Source organism: Acinetobacter sp. ACIN00229 (genome assembly GCF_016106645.1).
GTDB classification, from domain to species: Bacteria; Pseudomonadota; Gammaproteobacteria; order Pseudomonadales; family Moraxellaceae; genus Acinetobacter; species Acinetobacter oleivorans.
In genome coordinates, this window is the sequence record NZ_JADWOM010000019.1 from 19,149 (window position 1) to 41,472 (window position 22,324).

18 protein-coding genes and 1 tRNA gene are annotated in these 22,324 nt (G+C 36.7%); 7 read left to right on the forward strand and 12 right to left on the reverse strand.

All coding sequences use genetic code 11. The features are described from left to right. Window positions 1-16: 16 nt before the first annotated feature. Window positions 17-691: a glutathione transferase gene (yfcF, locus tag I7H67_RS16205; RefSeq protein ID WP_198308316.1), complete on the reverse strand. Its 675-nt coding sequence runs from the start codon at window positions 689-691 to the stop codon at window positions 17-19. A 261-nt stretch (window positions 692-952) separates the two neighbouring features. On the opposite strand from yfcF, the gene I7H67_RS16210 reads away from it, so the two are divergent. Both I7H67_RS16210 and I7H67_RS16215 read left to right on the forward strand, forming a co-directional pair. Then, on the forward strand, window positions 953-2,386 hold the full coding sequence (locus tag I7H67_RS16210; RefSeq protein WP_198308317.1) for a PLP-dependent aminotransferase family protein: 1,434 nt from the start codon (window positions 953-955) through the stop codon (window positions 2,384-2,386). 40 nt (window positions 2,387-2,426) lie between these two features. After that, window positions 2,427-3,641 (forward strand): aminotransferase class I/II-fold pyridoxal phosphate-dependent enzyme, encoded by a 1,215-nt coding sequence (locus I7H67_RS16215; RefSeq protein WP_198308318.1) that lies wholly within the window; start codon window positions 2,427-2,429, stop codon window positions 3,639-3,641. Window positions 3,642-4,025: 384 nt separating this feature from the next. On the opposite strand, the gene I7H67_RS16220 is transcribed toward I7H67_RS16215, so the two are convergent. The 4 genes from I7H67_RS16220 to greB form a co-directional block, all read right to left on the reverse strand. Further along, the gene (locus I7H67_RS16220) at window positions 4,026-6,188 is read right to left on the reverse strand and encodes a P-loop NTPase fold protein (RefSeq protein ID WP_198308319.1); all 2,163 of its coding nucleotides are present in this window, start codon (window positions 6,186-6,188) and stop codon (window positions 4,026-4,028) included. 239 nt (window positions 6,189-6,427) lie between these two features. Continuing rightward, on the reverse strand, window positions 6,428-6,601 hold the full coding sequence (locus I7H67_RS16225) for a hypothetical protein (RefSeq protein ID WP_174731340.1): 174 nt from the start codon (window positions 6,599-6,601) through the stop codon (window positions 6,428-6,430). Between the two features lie 380 nt (window positions 6,602-6,981). Next, window positions 6,982-7,071: transfer RNA gene (locus tag I7H67_RS16230), tRNA-Ser, on the reverse strand. An 89-nt stretch (window positions 7,072-7,160) separates the two neighbouring features. Beyond that, complete coding sequence (greB, locus tag I7H67_RS16235; RefSeq protein ID WP_004790517.1) at window positions 7,161-7,655, reverse strand: transcription elongation factor GreB; 495 nt, start codon at window positions 7,653-7,655, stop codon at window positions 7,161-7,163. A gap of 372 nt (window positions 7,656-8,027) precedes the next feature. On the opposite strand from greB, the gene I7H67_RS16240 reads away from it, so the two are divergent. Continuing rightward, complete coding sequence (locus I7H67_RS16240) at window positions 8,028-9,140, forward strand: transglycosylase SLT domain-containing protein (RefSeq protein ID WP_192833995.1); 1,113 nt, start codon at window positions 8,028-8,030, stop codon at window positions 9,138-9,140. A 90-nt stretch (window positions 9,141-9,230) separates the two neighbouring features. Here I7H67_RS16240 and I7H67_RS16245 read toward each other — a convergent pair whose 3' ends face one another. Beyond that, complete coding sequence (locus I7H67_RS16245; protein WP_002118641.1) at window positions 9,231-9,614, reverse strand: SCP2 sterol-binding domain-containing protein; 384 nt, start codon at window positions 9,612-9,614, stop codon at window positions 9,231-9,233. A gap of 205 nt (window positions 9,615-9,819) precedes the next feature. After that, the gene (gene ttcA, locus I7H67_RS16250; protein WP_005307874.1) at window positions 9,820-10,725 is read right to left on the reverse strand and encodes a tRNA 2-thiocytidine(32) synthetase TtcA; all 906 of its coding nucleotides are present in this window, start codon (window positions 10,723-10,725) and stop codon (window positions 9,820-9,822) included. A 505-nt stretch (window positions 10,726-11,230) separates the two neighbouring features. Here ttcA and I7H67_RS16255 point away from each other — a divergent pair. Beyond that, window positions 11,231-12,091: a lytic transglycosylase domain-containing protein gene (locus I7H67_RS16255; protein WP_198308320.1), complete on the forward strand. Its 861-nt coding sequence runs from the start codon at window positions 11,231-11,233 to the stop codon at window positions 12,089-12,091. A gap of 246 nt (window positions 12,092-12,337) precedes the next feature. Beyond that, window positions 12,338-13,243 (forward strand): protease HtpX, encoded by a 906-nt coding sequence (gene htpX, locus I7H67_RS16260; protein WP_005307880.1) that lies wholly within the window; start codon window positions 12,338-12,340, stop codon window positions 13,241-13,243. A gap of 49 nt (window positions 13,244-13,292) precedes the next feature. Here the strand turns inward: htpX and I7H67_RS16265 are convergent, their stop codons facing one another. Further along, on the reverse strand, window positions 13,293-13,868 hold the full coding sequence (locus I7H67_RS16265; RefSeq protein ID WP_013197011.1) for a DUF4112 domain-containing protein: 576 nt from the start codon (window positions 13,866-13,868) through the stop codon (window positions 13,293-13,295). A gap of 72 nt (window positions 13,869-13,940) precedes the next feature. Further along, window positions 13,941-17,036 carry a multidrug efflux RND transporter permease subunit gene (locus tag I7H67_RS16270; RefSeq protein WP_198308321.1) on the reverse strand — a complete coding sequence of 1,032 codons (3,096 nt, stop codon included), beginning with the start codon at window positions 17,034-17,036 and terminating at the stop codon, window positions 13,941-13,943. 263 nt (window positions 17,037-17,299) lie between these two features. Between I7H67_RS16270 and I7H67_RS16275 the strand changes: the two genes are divergently transcribed. Beyond that, window positions 17,300-18,442 carry a glycerophosphodiester phosphodiesterase gene (locus I7H67_RS16275; protein ID WP_198308322.1) on the forward strand — a complete coding sequence of 381 codons (1,143 nt, stop codon included), beginning with the start codon at window positions 17,300-17,302 and terminating at the stop codon, window positions 18,440-18,442. Between the two features lie 45 nt (window positions 18,443-18,487). Here I7H67_RS16275 and I7H67_RS16280 read toward each other — a convergent pair whose 3' ends face one another. Continuing rightward, complete coding sequence (locus tag I7H67_RS16280; RefSeq protein WP_198308323.1) at window positions 18,488-19,450, reverse strand: MBL fold metallo-hydrolase; 963 nt, start codon at window positions 19,448-19,450, stop codon at window positions 18,488-18,490. Window positions 19,451-19,556: 106 nt separating this feature from the next. Between I7H67_RS16280 and I7H67_RS16285 the strand changes: the two genes are divergently transcribed. After that, window positions 19,557-19,931, forward strand: a complete 375-nt coding sequence (locus tag I7H67_RS16285) for a diacylglycerol kinase (RefSeq protein WP_016137277.1) — start codon at window positions 19,557-19,559, stop codon at window positions 19,929-19,931. 170 nt (window positions 19,932-20,101) lie between these two features. Here I7H67_RS16285 and groL read toward each other — a convergent pair whose 3' ends face one another. Continuing rightward, a complete protein-coding gene (groL, locus tag I7H67_RS16290) occupies window positions 20,102-21,736 on the reverse strand; it encodes a chaperonin GroEL (RefSeq protein WP_049837303.1) in 1,635 nt (544 codons plus the stop codon). Between the two features lie 58 nt (window positions 21,737-21,794). Then, a complete protein-coding gene (gene groES, locus I7H67_RS16295) occupies window positions 21,795-22,085 on the reverse strand; it encodes a co-chaperone GroES (protein WP_002120604.1) in 291 nt (96 codons plus the stop codon). Window positions 22,086-22,324 lie beyond the last annotated feature (239 nt).

The window sequence follows — 22,324 nt, forward strand, 5'->3', positions numbered from 1 at the left end:
GATGATCTCTTATACTTTATTCACATTGAGTTAGTTGATGTTGACTAATTTTTGATTGTGTATAGTTCAGTTCAACCCATTTTTGTACGCTAGGGCGTTTCCATTGCTTGTGAACATATTCAATTAAATTTAGAGGAACGTCATCACCATTGCATATCAGCCTATTTAACATAATTGCCAGATCTGTATCTGCTATACACCACTCTCCAAATAGATTTTCTGACCCACCGTCCAAAAGCCTATCGGCAAAATAGAATAATCTACCTACAGCATCTGTAGCAGCTTGCGTGAGCGGAGGGTTTCTTTTATTTGAATAAATTAAATCTGCTGGTCGTTCCTGACGAATGATTAATAAATCGCTTCGTAACCAAGCCTGTAACTGTCGAGCACGGGCAAGATCATTAATATCTTTTGGGTAAATATTTTTATAATTTGGTGAAGGAAAACTACTCTCAATATATTCAGCAATAGCAGATGACTCTGAGAGTGCAAAATCATTGTGTACTAAAGTCGGAACTTTACAAGTCAGTGAGATATTTCTATATTGGGGTAAATAGTTCTTTTTGTTTTTAAGATCTATCAGTTCAAGATCAAAATTCAGTTCCTTTTCCTTTAATGCAACAAATGCTGACATTGCAAATGCACTAACAAAATCAGAACCTACATAAAGCGTTAAATTCGATTCATTCATTACAAATATCCTACTTTACTACCAAGACCATTAGCTTCTAAAGAACCACTTCTTTTATTAGAGGTACTTCATACTTGTCATTTATAGTCAGCTAGAACAGAATGAAAAAAAATGAACAGATCTTCCCTTTTTAATAGAACACAGAGTAAAAAAAAATTATCTGTACTGGTGCGTAAATATAAAATCTGTTTATACACTTGCAGAATGTAATATCACTATGGTAATTAAGAGCACATTAATAAAAATATTAAAAGGAATATTATGTCTGAAGGGCCTTTATATATTCAGTGGGCAAATTATTATTTAAAGCTCATCGAAAAAGGATCCATTAAAACTGGTGAGCGAATGCCATCTATTCGTACACTAGTCAAACAGCATAATATCAGTGTAACCACAGCTCTTCAGGTTTACCGACATTTAGAAGACTTAGGATGGTTACAAACTAAAAATCGCTCGGGCTATTTTTTGCAGACTCCTCCCGAGCAAATTATGAATCTCATTGAAGAACCAGATATTGTAGTTCCTGATCCCGCTCAATATATCGGGATTCATAAACGTGTATCGGAATTTATTGCCAAGACAAATCAGCATCCAGTTAAAGTCAACTTATCTGGCGCACATGCGGCACCCTCACTTTATCTCGCACAAGAGATGAAAATTAATGGCAGTAAAGCATTACGTGATCAACCAGATTTATTAGTTAAGCCACCGAGTTTCATCGGGAATCCACATTTTAGAAAAATACTTGCAAGACGAGCAATTTCATCTGGATTGGCAATTAATGCTGATGAAATATTAATTACTCAGGGCGGTACACAAGCATTAAATCTTGCACTAAAAGCTGTTACTCAACCTGGCGATACCGTTGCTATTGAATCCCCAACTTTCTATGGATTACTTCAAATATTAGAAAGCCTTGATTTACGCGCAGTAGAAATACCGACCAATACAAATACCGGCATCTCATTAGAAGCCTTTGAACTTGCATCACAGGTTTATAAAATTAAAGCCGTGGTTGTCATGCCAAATCTTCAGAATCCGCTCGGCAGTATCATGCCTGAAGTGAATAAGCGTAAATTGGCCTTTTTTTGTCAAGAACAAGGGATAGCAATTATAGAGGATGATACATTTGGATCGCTGATGGATAATGAAACTCCAATCAATGCACTAAAAGCATGGGATCATTCAGGTAATGTTATCTACTGTGCATCTCTTACAAAAACACTCGCTCCTGGTCTTCGTATTGGCTGGATGAGTGCTGGACGTTGGCATGCCCGTGTACAAATGCTGAGATTTACTCAGACTAGAAGTAATGAGGAATGGCCTCAAGTGATTGCAGCAGAGGTTATGGGAGCTTCAAAATATAATCGTCATCTACAGGCACTCAGAAAAAAAATTAAAAATCAGAAAAATAGAATTAAGTTAGCCGTTGCTACATATTTTCCGCTAGGAACGCGTTTAGCCTCTTCAGATGGCGGAATGACTTTATGGATAGAGTTACCTGAAAAAATATCGGCAGATATGATTCTTGAAATTGCTTTACAAGAGGGAATTTTATTCGCCCCAGGTTCTCTATTCTCAAATTCAAATCGTTTTAACCATTGCCTCCGGATTAATTGCGGTTACCCATACACAGATGAAATTGATAATGCTCTTAAACAATTGGGTTTAATCATTAAAACAGCAATGAAATAGAAATATATTCTTCATCAGACAATCTAAAAGGATAATATTAATGGATACATCAGTTGTAAAAGCAGAGTATAAAATTTTTAAAGAGTTGGGTTTAAAACTGGATATGTCTCGTGGAAAACCGTCTTCAGAGCAGTTAGAACTCTCCAATGCGATTCATAACCAATTAAGCACATTCAAATCTAAAGAAGGCATTGATATCCGAAATTACGGTGGTGCTCATGGTCTATTAGAAGCAAGATTACTATTTGAAAGCTTATTGGATATTCCATATTCACAAATTATCGTAGATAACAATTCCAGCCTAGCTTTAATGCATGATGCTATTGTTTTTGCGTTGATTTATGGTTTCCCTGATGGAGCACCATGGATCCGGAAACCAATATCAATTTTATGCCCAGTTCCTGGATATGACAGGCATTTTGCTATTTGTGAAGCATTAGGGATAAACATGATTAATATTAATATGCATGAAGATGGCCCTGATATTGAAGAAATAAAAAATATCGTTAAAGATAACCCCGACATTAAAGGAATATGGTGTGTACCAAAATACAGTAACCCTACTGGTGCTGTATATTCAGATGAAGTAGTCCATAGTTTAGCAACAATGGATACCGCAGCAAGCGATTTTAAAATATTTTGGGATGATGCTTATCGCTTTCATCACCTTACTGATGAAAAAATTTCAACCGCTAATATTCTCGAGCAATGTACCAAAGCTGGTTACCCAAATAGACCTATTATTTTTTCATCAACCTCTAAAATCACTTTAGCGGGTGCAGGCATTTCAGCTCTTGCTGCATCTTCAAGTAATATTGCATGGTGGGAAAAGTGCACTGCTGTTCGAAGTATTGGACCAGATAAAGTAAATCAATTTCGTCACGTACAGTTCCTGAAAGATCGAGTTAACGTTGAACACCTTATGGAGCAACATAGCCGAATCCTCAAACCTAAATTTGATGCAGTCATTCAACAATTTGAATATTATCTAAAAGATAATCCAAATATTTCATGGACAAATCCTAAAGGAGGCTATTTCATTGATCTAAAAGTTCCACAGGGTTTTGCAAAAAGAACTATCGAATTAGCCAAAGATTTAGGAATTACATTAACACCTGCTGGTGCTGCTTTTCCTTATAAAATTGATCCAATGGATAGTCATATTCGTATTGCACCGAGTTATCCTTCACTTTCAGAAATTACACAGGCTGCTAAGGGTGTCGCACTATCCTTACTTCTTGCACTAAATGAGTGACCCACTCAAAAGGAACAGCGATTCAACTTATGAGTCTTTAATGTCACCAATGAGAATATCCAGCATATAGTCACTAGTGATAATAGATAGATGACAAGCCTATTCTCAGATATTTAGTTACTCTTTTTCCAAATGCTGTCATTGATTTGGTGACAGCTTAATTTGATCGGATAGATAAATTAAACATATAAGATGCTTGAGAATCTGATTTCATCCAATCTAGATAAAATTGAAAATGGACTAAGAAAGGTCATGGTATTGCTGATGTCATAACACGACTAGGAACTATAACTCATAGTTTATATGTATGAATTAAATGATAAAGAGCCTCTTTATTTTGCGTACCTCCTTATCACCTCCTCTTAGTTAAATTGAATTTCAGGATTAAGAATCATCTTTTAAATCCTTTTGATTATTTCGATTTTTATATAACCAATATAATTGTTTGATAAATATAAGGTCATTATCTTCCAAGTTATCATATTGCTCAGGAAAACTCTCAGAAAATATACTGTCTAGTTCAATGTTCTGCTCAATAACATCTATTAATATATTAATATTTATTTGTTTTGTAATTTGTTTATATTGTTCAAATTTCAAGTCACTTCTATGAGGTCCAGAACGACTCCCCCCTTCCGCTATTCCTAAATATGGCTTAATAATAGAGATTAAAAGCTCTGGTTTAGTAGGTAATATTTCTATGAGAAGTTCATTTACAAAATTAGGTTGTATATACTCATTAAGTAATCTGAATAAAAGAGGTAAATTTCTTGGAACAGTTTCAATAATATTGATATTAGAGGAGAGATCTTTTTTTATTCGACCCACTACATATTTACTTAACTCATCCATATCTAAGCTTGAAAAAACCTCAGTTTCTTCAGGTTTCTCTTCATCATATTTTTTCACCCATGATAAAAGATCAAATATAAAATCCAAATTAGTAATGTGATCTATAATTACTTGAACAACAGGTAACCGCTCTTCCTGTTTTATATTTTGAACTAAATCAGAAATTAACATCGCTCCTTGTATAACAGGCGTAAACCAATCAAAAAGCTTTAATGTATATGGAAGTTGATTGCTTTTTTGGGCTATTGCTATACTCAATGAGAAAGATATTTTCTCTGATAAATTAACTGCTCTTGTTCTTAATTTTGATATTAATCTTTCTGCATTTTCATTATTTAAAAATTTATTTAAAGGATTTTTATCAAGATCGAAATTTTCTTGCCAGAGCTCACATTGATTAAGAATTTCTTTTATTGTGATATCAGAGATATCATCTTCTGTTATAGAATAAGTAAAATACCTTGAATAATAATTTGGGGCACAAACTTTTTGTTTTTCATCCCAGATTGTATACCATTCAGAACCATAATACATATTTTGATAACAAGAATTGATTTTAGGAAATAAATCTCTTAATAAGCTAATAATTTTTTCTTTATCTACATTTATACATAAATTTATTGCCCTATCTAATAATTGCTTAATTTTCTCTTTATCAGACTCATTATTCGTAAATCTACTTTGAGAAAATGTTCCAGAAAACATATCTTTGTTTATTCGCAACAAATCATAAATTGGTTGATAAAAGACTCTGATTGCTTCAATCAACATAAGCTCTACGACATCAACTTCACCTTTTAAAATAGGTAGAGAGAATAATAAGATATTTCCATAAAGCTTTGCTTTTCTAGGAGTCGTTACAGCAGAACCAAAATATCTTGTAAATTTACTCGCATAATCATTTGCTTCATTTTGAGAAAGCTCTATACCTGCAACTTTGAGTGCTTCATCCACCCCTTGAAAGCAAAATTTAATTAATACAGATTGATCAATAAGTGGTAAATGTAAAGGAACTTGTATAATTTTCTCTAAAAAAGCCTCGCCAGCATTATTAGAAGAATTGGCGTAACGATCCTGTAATGAAGAAGAGACTATATCCTTATCAAAAGATAAAATATATGCGGTATGCTTAAAGTCAGCAGTAAGCTTTACGAGCCTAAAAAGAGCATGTATTTCGGATTTTTCTAATCTATCCACATCATCAATTAAAATTAAAACTCTCTTCTGCGCTTTCTCTAATTCAGATTCAATTCGCTCTTTCAGCTTTTGTAACTCTAGACTTGGTATAAAACTACTGATTGCCTGCCCCACCTCAGCAGCTCCAAATATACTTGTAATTGCAGGTGCTAAAGATTTGACAGCATCTTTGGCTTTATCCGTTTTCGTGATAAGTTCGACTTCAATAGCATGAGCAATGTCTAAGAAAAAAGCCTTTAGCAACTCTTCTTCTGTTCCAAAACGCCACGGATTAAATTTTATACATAGAACTTCTTGATTATCAGTTAAAGACTCTTCAATGAAGTTTAAAACAGATGTTTTACCATTTCCCCAAGCTCCATATAGCCCTATTACTATACTAGAGGAGTCATTTCTATTTGCTATAACGTCCGCTATTCTCTTAGAAAATAGCCAACGATTAAATTTATCATCCTTATGTTTAAATACAGGAGAGTCAGATGTGTAATTATCGGCCATAAAGTGCTCTCATTTATTTTTAAAATGTATTATTAACAAGAAACTCCCATCTATACAAAGTTTTGTTCTCTTGAAACCTCACATAAATGTTTATATCTCCCCCTAATCCATGAAATGAAGAAAGGGGGTGATAAACTGCCCCATATGGAGCAATCAACTGAGAAGAACTAAAAATGCTATTAAGAAAAAACTTTTGTATAGAGCAGCATGATTCCCTTCATGCTATTTTTATATTCAACTCAATAATACCAAACTTCAGCATTCCAAATAACACATCTAGTTCTTTGATTTAAGGGCAAAACATTGCCCTCTAAGTCAAAAATTCTCATAATTTCATTGTTTGTGTCACGTTGACAATGTAAGACAATCTCCTTGCCTTCATTTTGTATTAAATACACTACATCTTTATTCATATGACTAACCTCCTTCAATTAGGATTTTAATCAACCTCAGTACAAATAAAAGATAAGTACGTCATCAAATGTCGTCTTAATACGTGTAAAGAACTCAAGTGTTTATTTTAGAGTCATCTATAGACACTAAAGATCGTAAACTAGAATTGATATACTTCACCGATTAAGAAAACTGCACGTTAAGTGCTTCTATATAGCTTTTGAAAAAATTAATAAATGAAGTTAGAAAATGCTTAAAGAAATTTAAACCTCAATCTTAAGCCATCTGAATTATTCTTATTTTGACTATTCCAATCCAAGTTTTGATGTGGGGTAGGTTAAGGGGTAAAACAACAAACAAAAAATAAGCCCTTGTAAAAACAAGGGCTTATTTAGAATTTTGGCGGAAGCGGTGAGATTCGAACTCACGGAGGACTCACACCCTCGTCGGTTTTCAAGACCGGTGCATTAAACCGCTCTGCCACGCTTCCAACGAGCGCTATAATATAAATAAAAACTCAAGTTGGCAAACCTTTTATTTAACTTTTAATTCAAACGCTCAAAATAAATACAAATTAATTTAGTTTTCTGGATTTTCGTTCTTTTCATAGCGAATTGTATTGATATACCAAAGCTTTTTTCCAGATGGCGTGTGTACTTCAATCTCATCATCGACTTCTTTGCCGAGCAGTGCGCGAGCCATCGGCGATTCAATTGAGATATGCTGCGGGTGATGATCATAAATTTCATCGATCCCTACAATACGTAAAGTTTTTTGCTCACCTTCTTCGTTTTCAATCTCTACCCAAGCGCCGAAGTAAACCTTACCGTCTTGCTCAGGTGCGTAATCAATGATTTTTAATTCTTCTAAACGTTTTCCTAAATAACGTACTCGTCGATCAATTTTTCTAAGTAGCTGCTTATTGTATTGATAATCGGCATTTTCACTGCGGTCACCTAAGCTTGCAGCCCAATTCACTTTCTTTGTGATTTCCGGTCGCTCTTCATGCCAAAGTTGTTTTAATTCAGCAACTAATTTGTCATGTCCAGATCGAGTGATTAAGTTAGATTTCATGATTAAAAACCACTGTTCAACAACATATCGCTTACAAGATGTAGCATTTTATACCCTATTTTCTCATATCAGAAGTGTATAAATTTTCTTCCTTAAGAAATTCATGTGTTTATGATGATATATCGAATATTTAATTGTACGAAATTTGACAATACTTTTTTTCAATACTATGATGCGCGCAGATTAAATGTTGAGCAATTTTTAACCTTCTAGAAAACTATGTAGATTTTCTACACAGTTTGTTTTTTTCATTTCATGTCATTTTGAATGACGTCATGACTGCCCACCCCTTATTGAATTTATCAACTTTTAGAAGTTATGGCAGCTTTTTGTCTGACTTTTGGGGCATAAATTACCTGTAGCGGAGACAACATGCACAGTAATTCAAGTTCAGGGTCGAGGCTTTGCCTTAACTCTTTATTTTCTTCTCTCCCGTTAAAAGCACTTGCACTCAGTACTATGCTTTTTCCATTTCATAGTATTAATGCAGGAAAAACCCTACAGTACAATACTGTAGTAAATACAAACACTTTAACTGTTGTTGCGGTAGAAAGCCCGACAACCGTTTTCAAAGAAGATCAGTTTTTACATGGTTTTGGTTACGACTTAGCTCGTAACTATGCACAAAGCCTTAATGTAAAGCTGGACTTTAAAATCGTGGCAGACAATGCCACTGCACTTAGATGGGTTCAGCAAGGTAAAGCAAACTTTGCGATGACAACCGCTGGTTTAAGTACCATCGAGAACAAAGGTTTGATGTCTTTTTCTGCAAGTTGTGGTGACACAGTCGATTTGCAAAAAAATGGTTTAAATCCTGAGTTAAGCTGGGTGTTTAAACAAGCTGATGACCCCCTCACCCAGACCGCTAGTGGCTTTGTATGCCAAAGTAAGCAAAATGGTGTGACTCAGCAGCTCGCTTCTTTCTATAATCGTAATGTGGTGAAACCAGAAGCTTGGTCAACCATTCAACGTGACTTAACGACGCGTTTACCGATTTATAAAGCGAGCTTTAAACAAAGTGCAGCTAAATACGATCTCGACTGGCATTTACTTGCCGCAATTGGTTATCAAGAATCATATTTAAAGCCAGAATCTGTTTCTCCCACAGGTGTTCGTGGCTTAATGATGCTGACCAATAGCACTGCTCGAGCAATGGGTGTGAGCAATCGTAGTGATCCAGCTCAAAGCATTCAAGGTGGCGCGAAGTATTACGACCAGATGTTAAGTGAATATGATGATATTCCTTTCCCTGATCGGAACTGGTATGCGCTGGTGGCCTATAATATGGGACCAGGTGCGGTAAACCAGATTCAGAAGCGCTTGCAAGCACAAGGGAAAGATCCGAACCAATGGGTTAATCTCTACGATTATTTGCAAAGTAATAAAACGCGTAATGGTCGATATAAGCAAGCTGTTCAATATGTCACTCGTATTCGTGCTTATCTTGAACATATCAAAACAGCGCAAACACGAATCAATATCTAATTTTATTATTTAAAAGTTGATAAATTCTTTGTTTGTGTGAATAAAAAGCTTACCTCTTGGGGTAAGCTTTTTATATGAATTCTTTTAGATTTAAGCTGTATGCTCTAATACTTTCTTAAACAAATCTTTTTGTTCTTGGCTTGGCTTAGCTGTTTGTAAAGCCATTAATTGAGACATATCGCCTTGAACTTTAATTTTACCAGTCATGAATGCCTGCATAGCAGCAGCCATATCAAACTCTAAGAATACTTTACGTAAAGTTTCAGCATCCATATTTAAAGTTGTTTTGGCATTTGAAGACAAACCTTTTTGGATTTTACCCCCATCTAAAGCTAATTCGGTATTTCCAGAAGCATCTGTAACTACTAAATTAATTGCCAAATTCGCAAGAGCAGGTGGCAAATTAAGATCCCCTGCTTCAGCAGTTAATTTTTCGACAGTAGCAAACCAATCTTCAGTTAAAAATGCAGGCATGATTCTTCCTCAAATTTATTTGTTCAATTTCTCTAGTTGTCTATCCAGACAACATCATGTGAAGCAATTCTGCTTGAGCGTTGTTATAGCATGTAATTTAAATTTTGGGCTATGACTTTTTGTACGGAACATTCATTTTTTAGTATTTTGATACATTAAAGGCACTTGTTTATAAAGTGCCTTTAACATTGTCTATGTCTAGCGTTTATTCAGCAGCAAAGCTTAAGTTCACGACATCTAAACGGTTTTTAAGCTCTTCCGGATCTTTAAAATCTAACTCGCGCTGAGAATCTAAAGCTTCGAAATCGAACAATTCACGGTCCGCTAACTGGGACGGCGATACGTTTTGTAACGCACCGAAAATACTGTGTAAGCGTTTCGGATATTGTTTATCCCAGTCACGTAGCATTTCATTAAGCATGGCACGCTGTAAGTTTTCCTGCGAACCACAAAGGTTACATGGAATGATTGGGAACTGACGTAACTCTGCATATTTGATGATGTCTTTTTCTTCAACATATGCCAATGGGCGAATCAAAATATTCTTTTTGTCCGATGATAAAAGCTTTGGAGGCATCGCCTTTAAACTTCCGCCATGAAACAAGTTTAAGAAGAACGTTGCAAGAATATCATCACGGTGATGTCCTAAAGCAACTTTAGTCGCACCAATTTCTTGTGCAAAGCCATATAAAGAACCACGGCGTAAACGTGAACATACTGCACAGTAGGTTTTACCTTCCGGTGTTAAACGTTTAGTAATGGTATAGGTGTCTTTTTCTAAAATGTAATATGGAATGTTATTTTCTTCCATATAACGAGGTAAGACATCTTCAGGAAAGCCGGGTTGCTTTTGGTCAAGGTTAACCGCAACAACATCAAAATTGATTGGTGCAATACGTTTAAACTGCAACATGATATCGAGCAAGGTATAACTGTCTTTACCACCAGACACACACACCATGACCTTATCGCCCTCTTCAATCATATTGAAGTCACGAATAGCATGCCCAACTTGACGGCGAAGCTTCTTGAGCAAACGGTAATAGGCCGAGCTTGTTGGAAGTTCAGGCTTAAAATTAAATCCCTGATTGGACTCAACTGGCGCGTACATAGACGAGATATACCCATAAATAAAAATACCGCGCAATTTTATATGATTCAGAAGAGAATCGCATCAAAAGAATAGTTTCAATTCTTGAAGTCGTCACATTGCTCATGCATGATGCAAAAGTGATGCTCTATTTTTGACTGAAGCGTTCAAAAAATGTGCAAAATGCTTACTTTTTGGACTTTTCCACAGTTTTCCACAAAACCTGTGGATAAAATTGTGGATTTCTTCGTACTTGACAAACTGTTTTGACCTTCTGTTAAGGGTTTTATTTAAATTGATCATTTTTTAACCAATGTTTTTTACCTTTTAATATCAACATGTTATTCAAGTCAATAGAATCATTTTAAAAATAATTTTTAATTTTTTTTGATGAGCATTCGAACAAAACAGCTTGATTTTTTGAAAGAGTCGAAATAAAAAAAATTACACAAAACTTCTTTAAGTAATATTTTTTGATAAACTCTTTGGCAAGTTTTAAATACCTTAAAATTGTGAATAACATAAAATGAAAAATTCGGTTCAATTTCTGATTTCTTGTTTGCTGGGGATGACCACTTTTACGGTCGGCATGACTTCGAGTTCAGCAGGCCAAATGTATATTTACCAAGATAAAAATGGTAGTACATTGCTCACCAACCGAAAAAGTTATGATCAATCACTTAAAAAAGTAAAAGTGACTTACTACCCTGATAGTAATATTCATAGTTATACGAACTGGGGCACATCAGAAGCTTCTGTTCTGCCAAGCTACAATAAAAATAAAAATGCTTTTGATCATATTATTAAACAAGCTGCTCTACAGCATGGTGTATCTGAAGGCTTAATTAAGGCTGTCATGCATACCGAGTCAGGATTTAACGTCAATGCCCGCTCTCCAGTAGGCGCGCAAGGTCTTATGCAACTCATGCCTGCGACTGCACGTCGATTTAACGTAACCAATGCCTTTGATGCTCAGCAAAATATTTTTGCAGGTGCAAAATATCTAAGCTGGTTACTCAAGCGTTTTGGTGGCAATACTCAAATGGCGCTTGCTGCTTATAATGCTGGTGAAGGAAACGTTGATAAATACGGCGGTATTCCCCCTTTTCGTGAAACACAAGACTATGTACGCCGTGTAACGAGCCGATATCAAAACTTATATTCGTCTGGTTCTGGTTTCTCATCTTTTTCTAATACTTCAGCACAAGTCACTTCTCAATCTTCTAATTTAGTGGAAAACACAACAGCTCAAATAGCAGCACCAGCTCCTAAACATTCCAATTCTCGTCAAATTGTGACTTTATCTAATGGAACATTTACTGATGCGCCTACAGGTACTTATGTCACAAACAATGCCACAGCAATTGCACATATTCGAATAGAGTAAGAACGTTTACTGACGGTTTATTCCGTCAAGTTTATGTGCTTTAAATTGTAATGATCTATTACCTGATCCTTACCATTTAGGCGAATTTAGCCAATTATTCTTTAAATTTAGGTACATTCTGTTAAATGAAAGAATGTATCAATTCCTTATTTTTTTCTTGAATTTTTCCCCTAAGCCCCGCATATTAGCTGCATGATTTAGAATTTGTAAATCAGATAACATTTTATTTATAAGAGGATTTTCTCAATGATGCGGATTGGTTTGTTTTTGCTTACCAACCTCGCGGTACTGGTTGTAGCTGGCATTATTTTGTCACTCTTCGGTGTCGGTAGTTACCATGGCGCGGGTGGCTTGAATCTAGGCAACCTTTTAGTGATCTGTTTTGTGTTTGGTATGGTGGGATCGTTAATCTCGTTATTCATGTCAAAATGGATGGCTAAGAAAACGACCGGTACAGAACTGATCGACCCGAATGCTCCTCGTAACCAAGCTGAAAGCTGGTTATTGCAAACAGTCGCTGAACTTTCTCAACGTTCTGGTATTAACATGCCAGAGGTTGGTATTTTTCCATCATATCAATCCAATGCCTTTGCAACAGGCTGGAATAAGAATGATGCCTTAGTTGCCGTTTCATCTGGTCTACTTGAACGTATGAACAAAGATGAGCTACGTGCTGTGCTTGCGCACGAAATTGGTCACGTTGCGAATGGTGACATGGTTACCCTAGCACTCATCCAAGGTGTCGTGAACGCCTTTGTTATGTTCTTTGCTCGCGTAGTCGGTGATTTTATCGACCGTAATGTTTTTGGTCGTCAAGATGATCAAGCCCCAGGTATGGGTTATTTCCTCATTACCATGGTATTAGATATCGTCTTTGGTATTCTCGCTTCTGCCATTGTGATGTGGTTCTCTCGTTATCGTGAATACCGTGCTGATGAAGCAGGTGCACGTTTAGCAGGTAAACAAGCGATGATTTCTGCATTATTACGTCTCCAAGCTGAGACAGAATTGCCAGATCAAATGCCAAAAGAAATGAAAGCTTTCGCGATTGCGGAAGGTAAAGAACAAGGCTTTAGCTTAGCTGCTTTGTTCCAAACCCACCCAACAATTGAACAACGTGTGGCAGCTTTACATCAATTAGATTGCCCATAAAACGTTTAACGTGAAAAAATAAAGCCTCCAACTGGAGGCTTTATTTTTATTACATGGTTTGATAGAGACCCCACAAATAACTTGCACCCCACCAAACAGCAAAGCCAATTAAAAGTAGTACAAACGCGCCTAATAAATCGGGTATATGCAACCATAACCAGCTCACCACAGGATTACGCCAGAAAGCTGAGTGCTGCTGCTTCTTTTCGAGTTTTTCATGCAAATATGGATGAACAACATGAATATCGCTCTGAATCGCATATTCTTCACGTATGTGCGTATGAACCACATCTAATGCTTTTCTACTAGGGCGTATAAAAATATCAAAAATAGTCCCTGCCACTGGAACAAAACCCACGACAGCATCTACAACTGCCAATTTGATAACTGGAGTTAACTTGTGTTGTGGTACACCAATCTGTTTAGCTTTATAAATCGCATAACACGTCAGCACAAAACCTGCGACATCACCAGCAATCGGAATCGTGCTCAATGCAGCATCGGCACCAATGCCCTGCTTTGTAAAAGGAATGCGCACCGCGCTGTCCATCATGGTAGCAAACTTGGCAAGGTCTCGTTCTAGTGCGATGACCTGTTGCTCTGTTAATTTTTTTTCTTGAGGCATCTAAATCAAATATATGAAGAGAAGTTAAACTTAATATACTTGATTTAATGCCTTTTTTTAAATTGTTTACTTTTAACTAGATGCTTTCGATCTAAAAAGTGAACGCAATAACACATACATAACTGGAATAAAGAATAAAACCAGCACCGTACCAAACATCACACCACCTAAAATACTAATACCGATTTCTTGACGGCTCACAGCCCCAGCACCTTGAGCAAATACAAGAGGAATCACACCTGCACCAAAAGCTAAAGATGTCATTAAAATCGGTCTTAGACGCAAGCTAGCGCCCTCTAAAGCCGCCTGAATGGCATTCTTACCCTTTTCTTGAGCCAAAGCTGCAAACTCAACAATTAAAATTGCGTTTTTACATGACAGACCAATTGTGGTTAACAGTGCAATCTGGAAATACACATCATTTGGTAATCCGAAAATATAAGAGAAAATGACACTTCCTCCAACACCTAGCGGAATAGAGGTCATCACAGCGGCTGGAATGCTTAAGCTTTCATATAAAGCTGCTAAACATAAGAAAATAAAGCCTGCCGAAATTAAATATAACCAGACAGCCTGATTTGTCGACTTCTGTTCTTCAAAAGATAAACCTGTCCAAGCTAAACCGACATCTTTTTGCTGATTCACAAGTTGTTCAACATCTTTCATTGCCTGACCTGAACTGCTACCACTCGCAACATCTGCTTGTAACTGCAAAGCACTATAACCCATATAGCGTTTTACGATTTCAGGAGCACCACCCCAGCTAAAGTTAGCAAATGAACTAAAAGGCACCATTTCATTTTGGTTGTTACGCACAGACCAGTTATATAAATCTTCAGGCTTCGATCTGAACTCGGCATCACCTTGAATCATGACACGCTTAATACGACCACGGTCAATAAAGTCATTCACATATGTTCCGCCCCACGCACTCGACAAAGTGTTGTTAATCGCGGGTAGTTCTAAACCATTTGCTAATGCTTGTTTCTGATCAATTTTGATATTGAGATTTGCTTTACTATTGGTTGATTGCTTATCAAAGTTTTCAAAAGTTGAATAATTTTTACTTTGAGTTTGTAATTGACGGAAGGTACTATCTAGAAAATCTTGCCCTTGCCCATTTAAATCTTGAATCCATAAATCCATACCATCGGTTTGACCTAAACCATTTACCGAAGGCGGCAAAGTCACATTAATTTGAGCATTATTTAATTGACTAAAATATTTCATTGCCCGCTTTTGTATAGCATCCGCTGAGTTTTCTTTTCCGGTACGCACATCCCACGGTTTTAAAGCAATGAACCCTTGTGCTAAATTTTGCCCTGTACCCGAATTGTTTCGACCATAGCGGATTAAGACTAAATCCACATTTTTATCTTCTTGAGTTAAGAAATATTGACGAACTTGTTCACCAATTTTCTGACTTTGAGAAATCGGGGCGCTATCAACAAGTTTAATTTGAACACTTAAAATCCCTTGATCTTCTTTAGGAATAAATCCACTTTTTAAACCGCTATAGAACAGCATGAATACAGCAATTAAAGCCACAAAAATCACAACAACCGACTTACTGTAACGAATGCTTGTTTGGACGATCTTGATATATTGATTTTTAAGTTGATCAATCTTTTGGTTAAACCAAACTGCCCAACGCATAGGCTGAGGGCTAGGCTTTAAAATTAAGGCACACAATGCAGGTGTTAGAACTAATGCAACAACGAGCGATAATGCCATAGCAGCAACTAAGGTAATTGAAAACTGGCGGTAAATCACCCCAATTGAGCCACCTAAAAAAGACATTGGAATAAAAACAGCAGTTAATACCAATGTAATCCCAATTAAAGCACCACTAATTTCGCCCATTGACTCAATAGCTGCTTCTTTCGGAGTTAAGTGCTGTTCATGCATAAGCCGTTCAACGTTTTCCACGACTACAATCGCGTCATCCACTAACAAGCCAATGGCGAGTACCAGTGCAAATAAGGTTAAGGTATTAATGCTAAAACCGAGCACATATAAAACAGCAAAAGTTCCTAAAATAACAACCGGAACGGTAATACTCGGAATGAGTGTCGCGCGCCAGCTTTGCAAGAACAAAAACATTACCAGAATAACTAAAATAATCGCTTCAATAAGCGTCTTTACGACTTCCTTAATCGACTCTTGAACAAACGGCGTGTTATCACGTGGATAAACAATTTTATAACCCGCAGGTAGTTTAGTTGTAAGCTGATCTAGAGTTTGATGGATGAGTTTAGAGGTCTGAATGGCATTTGCACCCGAAGATAGTGAAATACCTAAACCTGCGGCAGGATAACCATTAATGGTGTTAAAAGACTGATAGTTTTCTGCACCCAACTCAACTCTAGCTATATCTTTTAAATAGACATAGCTCGCTGTTTGGTTTGATTTCACTACAATATTTTTAAAATCTTCGACTGTTTTTAGTCGAGAACCAGCTGTAACTTTAGTATTTAAATATTGCCCATCAATAACAGGTAAATCACCAATTGCACCCGCAGCCACTTGGGTATTTTGAGCGGTAATTGCACTGGCAACATCACTTGGCATTAAATTATATTGTTTTAATTTATCAGGGTTTAACCAGATTCGCATTGCATATTGCGAACCAAAGACATCAGACTCACCCACCCCTTCAATACGGTTCAGGTTATCTACCACGTGTGTCGTTAAATAGTCTGATAGCTCAATATTCCCCGCTTTACCAGTCGAGTCATATAAACCTACTACCATGAAAGTATCGCCCAGAGACTTACTTACCGTCACCCCTTGGCGTTGTACTTCATCTGGTAAACGTCTTATCACGCCACTAATACTATTTTGTACTTGTACCTGTGCCGTATCTGGATTTGTTCCATTATCAAAACTGATCGTAATTCGGCTACGTCCCGACGAGTCACTGGTAGAACTAAAATAAAGTAAGTGATCAATACCTTGTATTTGCTGTTCTAAAATCTGAGTAACACTTTGCTCAACCGTTTGTGCATCTGCCCCACTATAACTTGCCGATACTGTAATTTTTGGAGGTGCAATATCGGGGTAGCGTTCTACTGGCAAATTCAGAACCGAGAAAATACCAAATGCCATAACAATAATTGCAAGTACACTGGCAAAAATAGGGCGCTGAATAAAAAATTTAGATAGCATGGCTGCTCAGAATTAAGTCGTCAATTAACGGGTGGCAATACCGAATTCGGCATCTTGATCATCAACGAGCGATATATAAAAGACAAGTAGAATTAACACAATAAATGCAATTAGGACAAAAACAAAGCAGGAATAGGCATTTCCTACAAACCCATAAAGAAGGTTTTAACAAGTGTCACTGAAAATTCATGAATTCTTCATGATCACGTCAAACTCAATAAGCAGACTAGAGCCGTTTCAACTAAAACAATATGAGTAGAATTATGTTTAAAAGAGCAATTTTATGCTTAAGTTTAATTAGCTTGGTTGGTTGTAATGACGATGATAAAACTGAAAACACGCCAACTACACCAGAGTATCAACTTCCTAAGATTTTAGTGATTGGGCACCGTGGCGCTAGCGCTTTACGCCCTGAACACACTTTAGCTTCGTATCAAAAAGCCATTGATGATGGTGCAGATTTTATTGAACCGGATTTAGTATCTACAAAAGACGGCGTGTTAGTTACTCGCCATGAAAATGAGATTGGTGGAACAACCAATGTAAGCACTTTAACTCAGTTTGCAGACCGTAAAACAACAAAAAATATTGATGGTAAAGACTTAACAGGTTGGTTTACAGAAGACTTCACTTTAAGTGAATTAAACCAACTTAAAGCGCGTGAACGTATTCCAGAGTTCCGACCTGCAAACACAGTTTATAATGATCTCTACCCTGTCCCGACTCTAGAACAAGTGATTGAGCTGGCAGAAGCAAATTATAAAAAAACAGGAAAAATTATTGGTTTATATATTGAAACCAAACATCCGACTTACTTTAAAAATCATAATCTGGCAATGGAAGATACTCTTCTTAAAACACTAGCCAAATATGAATATACACGTGATATTGCACCTGTCTATTTACAGTCTTTTGAAGTGAGTAATTTAAAATATTTAAAAGATCAGCTCGACCTTCATAAAACCATTAAACATGCACAAATTATTCAACTTTATGACTCTAAAACTTCGCAACCAGCCGACTTCGTTGAATCTGGTGAAACTAAAACTTATGCTGATTTAGCCACAGCACAAAGCTTAAAAGACGTAGCTAAATATGCAAACGGTGTAGGACCAAGTAAAGGTTATATTCTAAACTTTAATGACAATGGCTCAGTTCAAACGACTTCGTTTATTTCTGATGCGCATAAAGCTGGCTTAAAAGTACATCCTTATACTTTCCGTCCAGAAAATAATTTCTTACCAAAGCCTTTAAAATGCAGTCAAGATAAACCAGCTGAGCGCTGCCCAACTGGTGCTTTAAAAGAGTTTGAAGCCTACTTCAAAGCGGGTGTTGATGGAATCTTTACAGATGACCCAGCACTTGGCCGTGAAGCCGTTATTAATTATGAAAAAGCCGCAAAATAATTAAAGCTTTTAATAAAAAACAGGGCAATAAATGCCCTGTTTTTTTTATTTCTCTACGACATTATCAAAATAAAGTGGGATCCACTGATATTGCTCGGCGTTTACCTTATAAACATGGCCAATGCCTGGGAATGGTAAATGTGGTGCTGCAACCCATTGCTGCTTATTTGAAATTTCAGCGAACATTTTTAAACGGGTATTAATCGCCTGCTCAGAATTCACATCAAAATCCACACCAGTTTTTGGAGCATCAAACTGCAAAGAATGCGAGTGAACAATATCTCCAACAAAAATGATTTGCTGATCATTACTCTTTAAGCGAAAGCTATGATGCCCAGGTGTATGACCGCGCGTATCTATCACTTCAAAACCTTGAATAACATCGCCATCTTTAAATGTCTTGAATGCTTTTTTTGCTTGATATGGAGCAAGAGCAGTTTTTATGTTTTTCACAGTACCTAAATAGTTTTGCTTTTTATCTGCTGGTACTGTTTTTTCAGAAGCAGGATTTAGCCAGTAATCAGCTTCGCGTTCATGTGCATAAACGGTTGCATTTGGAAATACAGCTTTCCCATTTTGAGCAATGCCGCATACATGGTCTGGGTGTAAATGTGTGAGCAATACTGTTTTTACATTAGCAAGTTGATAACCTGCCAATTCAATATTTTTTGCAATCGAACCCAGTTGTGGGCCAAAACAACTTGCTGCACCACTATCGACAAGCGTTAAATTCTTACCATCATCTACTAAAAATGCATTGACCGAAGTTTGAATACCCTTCTCATTCACAGCTGCATATTTAGTTAATATTTTAGTTTTCTGAGTCTGATTTAAATTTTTAAACAAGTTAGGATTTAGATAAATCGTGCCATCAAGTAAAGACGTTACACGGTATTTTCCGAATTGATGCTTATAATATCCAGGTACTTGTTGAGTAGGAGTTTGCTCGGCATACGCAGCATGCATGCTACAAAATGCAAAACCCAAAGCTACACATAATTTTTTCATCTCTTCTTCTCTATTCAGTTATAAAGTCAAAATCTTTAAAAAAGATTTAATAATTTTTTAAGACCCAAATTATATAATGCATGAAATGTGTCAGAAATATAAGTAAATGAATAGCTATTCTCCTTACAAAGGTAAAACAGGCCTTAAGCGTATATTAAATGCAACCGGCTACTCGATTTCCGGATTTAAAGCAGCATATAAAAATGAAGCAGCTTTCCGCCAAATTGTTTTGATTAATCTTATTTTAATTCCAGTTAGTTTCTTTCTTGACGTAACCCGCAGTGAACACGTCTTACTCATTATCGTATGTCTATTTGCAATGATCGTTGAACTGTTCAATTCGGCTATTGAAGCAGTTGTTGACCGAGTGTCTCTTGAAAAACATCAGCTTTCTAAAAATGCAAAAGATATGGGAAGTGCGGCTCAATTTGTTGCGCTTTCTATTATTGCTATTACATGGTTGTTCATTTTATTAGGATAAAAAAAACCATGCTTATAAGTAAATAAGCATGGCTGTAACAAAGAGGAACTTCTAGCTGCTGTTCCTGTTTTTTAATATAAGTTATTGAACTTAACTATTTCTTAAAATCACGTAAAATAAAAAATCCCTGTATAAACAGGGATTTTTTTAGTTCAAGCGTTGATGCGTTATTACATCATTCCGCCCATACCACCCATACCGCCCATATCTGGAACAGCTGGTTTATCTTCTGGAATGTCAGTAATCATACATTCTGTAGTTAACATTAAACCAGCTACAGAAGCAGCGTGTTCAAGTGCAGAACGAGTTACTTTAGCTGGGTCAAGAATACCCATTTCTAACATATCGCCATATTCGCCAGTTGCAGCGTTATAACCAAAGTTACCTTCACCGCCTTTAACTGCATTGATAACTACAGATGGCTCATCACCAGCGTTCGCAACAATTTGACGAAGTGGAGCTTCGATCGCGCGGCGTAAAATATTGATACCCGCTGTTTGATCTTCGTTAGCACCTTTTAGGTTGTCTAATACGTTTACAGCACGTACTAGCGCAACACCACCACCAGCAACCACACCTTCTTCAACTGCTGCACGAGTTGCATGAAGTGCGTCGTCTACTCGGTCTTTCTTCTCTTTCATTTCAACTTCAGTTGCCGCACCGATTTTAATTACAGCAACACCGCCTGCTAATTTAGCAACGCGTTCTTGTAATTTTTCACGGTCGTATTCTGAAGAAGATTCTTCAATTTGAGCACGGATTTGCTGAACACGCTCAGCAATAGCAGCTGCATCACCAGCACCATCAACAATTACAGTGTTTTCTTTAGAAACAGTGATCTTGTGTGCAGTACCTAAATCTTGAAGAGTTGCTTGTTCTAAAGACATACCAACTTCTTCAGAAATAACAGTTGCGCCAGTCAAGATTGCGATGTCTTGAAGCATTGCTTTACGACGGTCACCGAAACCAGGAGCTTTAACAGCACATACTTTGATAATACCGCGCATGTTGTTTACAACAAGTGTAGCAAGCGCTTCGCCTTCAACATCTTCAGCGATGATAAGAAGTGGTTTACCAGTTTTCGCAACTGCTTCTAAAACAGAAATCAATTCACGAATATTACCGATTTTTTTGTCAACAAGAAGAATGAACGGGTTTTCAAGCTCTGCTGTTAAAGTATCTTGCTTGTTTGCAAAGTACGGAGAGATATAACCACGGTCAAACTGCATACCTTCTACAACGTCTAAAGCGTCTTCGAAGCCAGAACCTTCTTCTACAGTGATTACACCTTCTTTACCTACTTTTTCCATCGCTTGAGCGATAAGTTTACCAACAGTAGTATCAGAGTTAGCAGAGATAGAACCAACTTGTTCGATCGCTTTAAAATCATCAGCAGGTTTTGCATTTGAACGGATATTTTCAACTACAGTTTTTACTGCGATATCGATACCACGTTTTAAATCCATTGGGTTCATGCCTGCAGTTACAGATTTGATCCCTTCATTTAAAATTGCTTGAGCAAGTACAGTTGCAGTTGTAGTACCGTCACCAGCGATGTCATTAGTTTTGCTAGAAACTTCACGAACAAGTTGAGCACCCATGTTTTCAAACTTGTCTTTTAATGAAATTTCTTTAGCAACAGTTACACCGTCTTTAGTGATGTGTGGAGCACCGAAAGAACGGTCAATCACTACGTTACGACCTTTAGGGCCTAAAGTCACTTTAACAGCATCTGCAAGTACGTTTACGCCTGCAATCATTTTTGAGCGAGCTGAATCACCAAATTTTACGTCTTTAGCTGACATATTAAACTCCAAATCTTTTTAAATACTGAATCTGATAATGAATTGAGTTATGGATTGATTAGCCTTCCAACACAGCTAAAATGTCTGACTCTTTCATGATTAAGAGTTCTTCACCACTTACTTTCACTGTTGTACCTGCATAAGTACCAAACAATACTTTGTCACCAACTTTAACATCCAAAGCACGTACGCCATTCTCAGTGATTTGACCATTACCTACTGCAATTACTTCACCTTGAGATGGTTTTTCAGCAGCAGAACCTGGAAGTAAAATACCACCAGCAGTTTTGGTTTCTTCTTCTACGCGACGAATTACAACGCGATCATGTAATGGACGAATGTTGCTCATAATTAACTCCATCAGACTAAGTCTTTTTGATTAATCGTTATTGCTTTAATCCAGAGCAATAACAAAATATTTAGATGTCACTTTTGTGGGGATGAAAAAAAAGGCTTCAAGGGGGAAATGAAAAAAAACTTATCTTTTTTGGTCATTTTTTAACAGGTTGTGAAGAGTTTTTATTAAATTTAAAGCACAAAATAAAAGAGGCTATTTTCATAGCCTCTTTTATAAAGATAAATTTTAAT

Bases quoted from the DNA above. Each gene is read 5' to 3' on its own strand.
- I7H67_RS16285 (WP_016137277.1), top strand. From the start codon at position 19,557: ATGAATAGCTATTCTCCTTACAAAGGTAAAACAGGCCTTAAGCGTATA.
- I7H67_RS16240 (WP_192833995.1), top strand. From the start codon at position 8,028: ATGCACAGTAATTCAAGTTCAGGGTCGAGGCTTTGCCTTAACTCTTTA.
- I7H67_RS16265 (WP_013197011.1), bottom strand. From the start codon at position 13,868: ATGCCTCAAGAAAAAAAATTAACAGAGCAACAGGTCATCGCACTAGAA.
- groL (WP_049837303.1), bottom strand. From the start codon at position 21,736: ATGTCAGCTAAAGACGTAAAATTTGGTGATTCAGCTCGCTCAAAAATG.
- I7H67_RS16215 (WP_198308318.1), top strand. From the start codon at position 2,427: ATGGATACATCAGTTGTAAAAGCAGAGTATAAAATTTTTAAAGAGTTG.
- greB (WP_004790517.1), bottom strand. From the start codon at position 7,655: ATGAAATCTAACTTAATCACTCGATCTGGACATGACAAATTAGTTGCT.
- I7H67_RS16210 (WP_198308317.1), top strand. From the start codon at position 953: ATGTCTGAAGGGCCTTTATATATTCAGTGGGCAAATTATTATTTAAAG.
- I7H67_RS16225 (WP_174731340.1), bottom strand. From the start codon at position 6,601: ATGAATAAAGATGTAGTGTATTTAATACAAAATGAAGGCAAGGAGATT.
- I7H67_RS16280 (WP_198308323.1), bottom strand. From the start codon at position 19,450: ATGAAAAAATTATGTGTAGCTTTGGGTTTTGCATTTTGTAGCATGCAT.
- groES (WP_002120604.1), bottom strand. From the start codon at position 22,085: ATGAGCAACATTCGTCCATTACATGATCGCGTTGTAATTCGTCGCGTA.
- I7H67_RS16245 (WP_002118641.1), bottom strand. From the start codon at position 9,614: ATGCCTGCATTTTTAACTGAAGATTGGTTTGCTACTGTCGAAAAATTA.
- yfcF (WP_198308316.1), bottom strand. From the start codon at position 691: ATGAATGAATCGAATTTAACGCTTTATGTAGGTTCTGATTTTGTTAGT.
- I7H67_RS16270 (WP_198308321.1), bottom strand. From the start codon at position 17,036: ATGCTATCTAAATTTTTTATTCAGCGCCCTATTTTTGCCAGTGTACTT.
- I7H67_RS16255 (WP_198308320.1), top strand. From the start codon at position 11,231: ATGAAAAATTCGGTTCAATTTCTGATTTCTTGTTTGCTGGGGATGACC.
- I7H67_RS16275 (WP_198308322.1), top strand. From the start codon at position 17,300: ATGTTTAAAAGAGCAATTTTATGCTTAAGTTTAATTAGCTTGGTTGGT.
- I7H67_RS16220 (WP_198308319.1), bottom strand. From the start codon at position 6,188: ATGGCCGATAATTACACATCTGACTCTCCTGTATTTAAACATAAGGAT.
- ttcA (WP_005307874.1), bottom strand. From the start codon at position 10,725: ATGTACGCGCCAGTTGAGTCCAATCAGGGATTTAATTTTAAGCCTGAA.
- htpX (WP_005307880.1), top strand. From the start codon at position 12,338: ATGATGCGGATTGGTTTGTTTTTGCTTACCAACCTCGCGGTACTGGTT.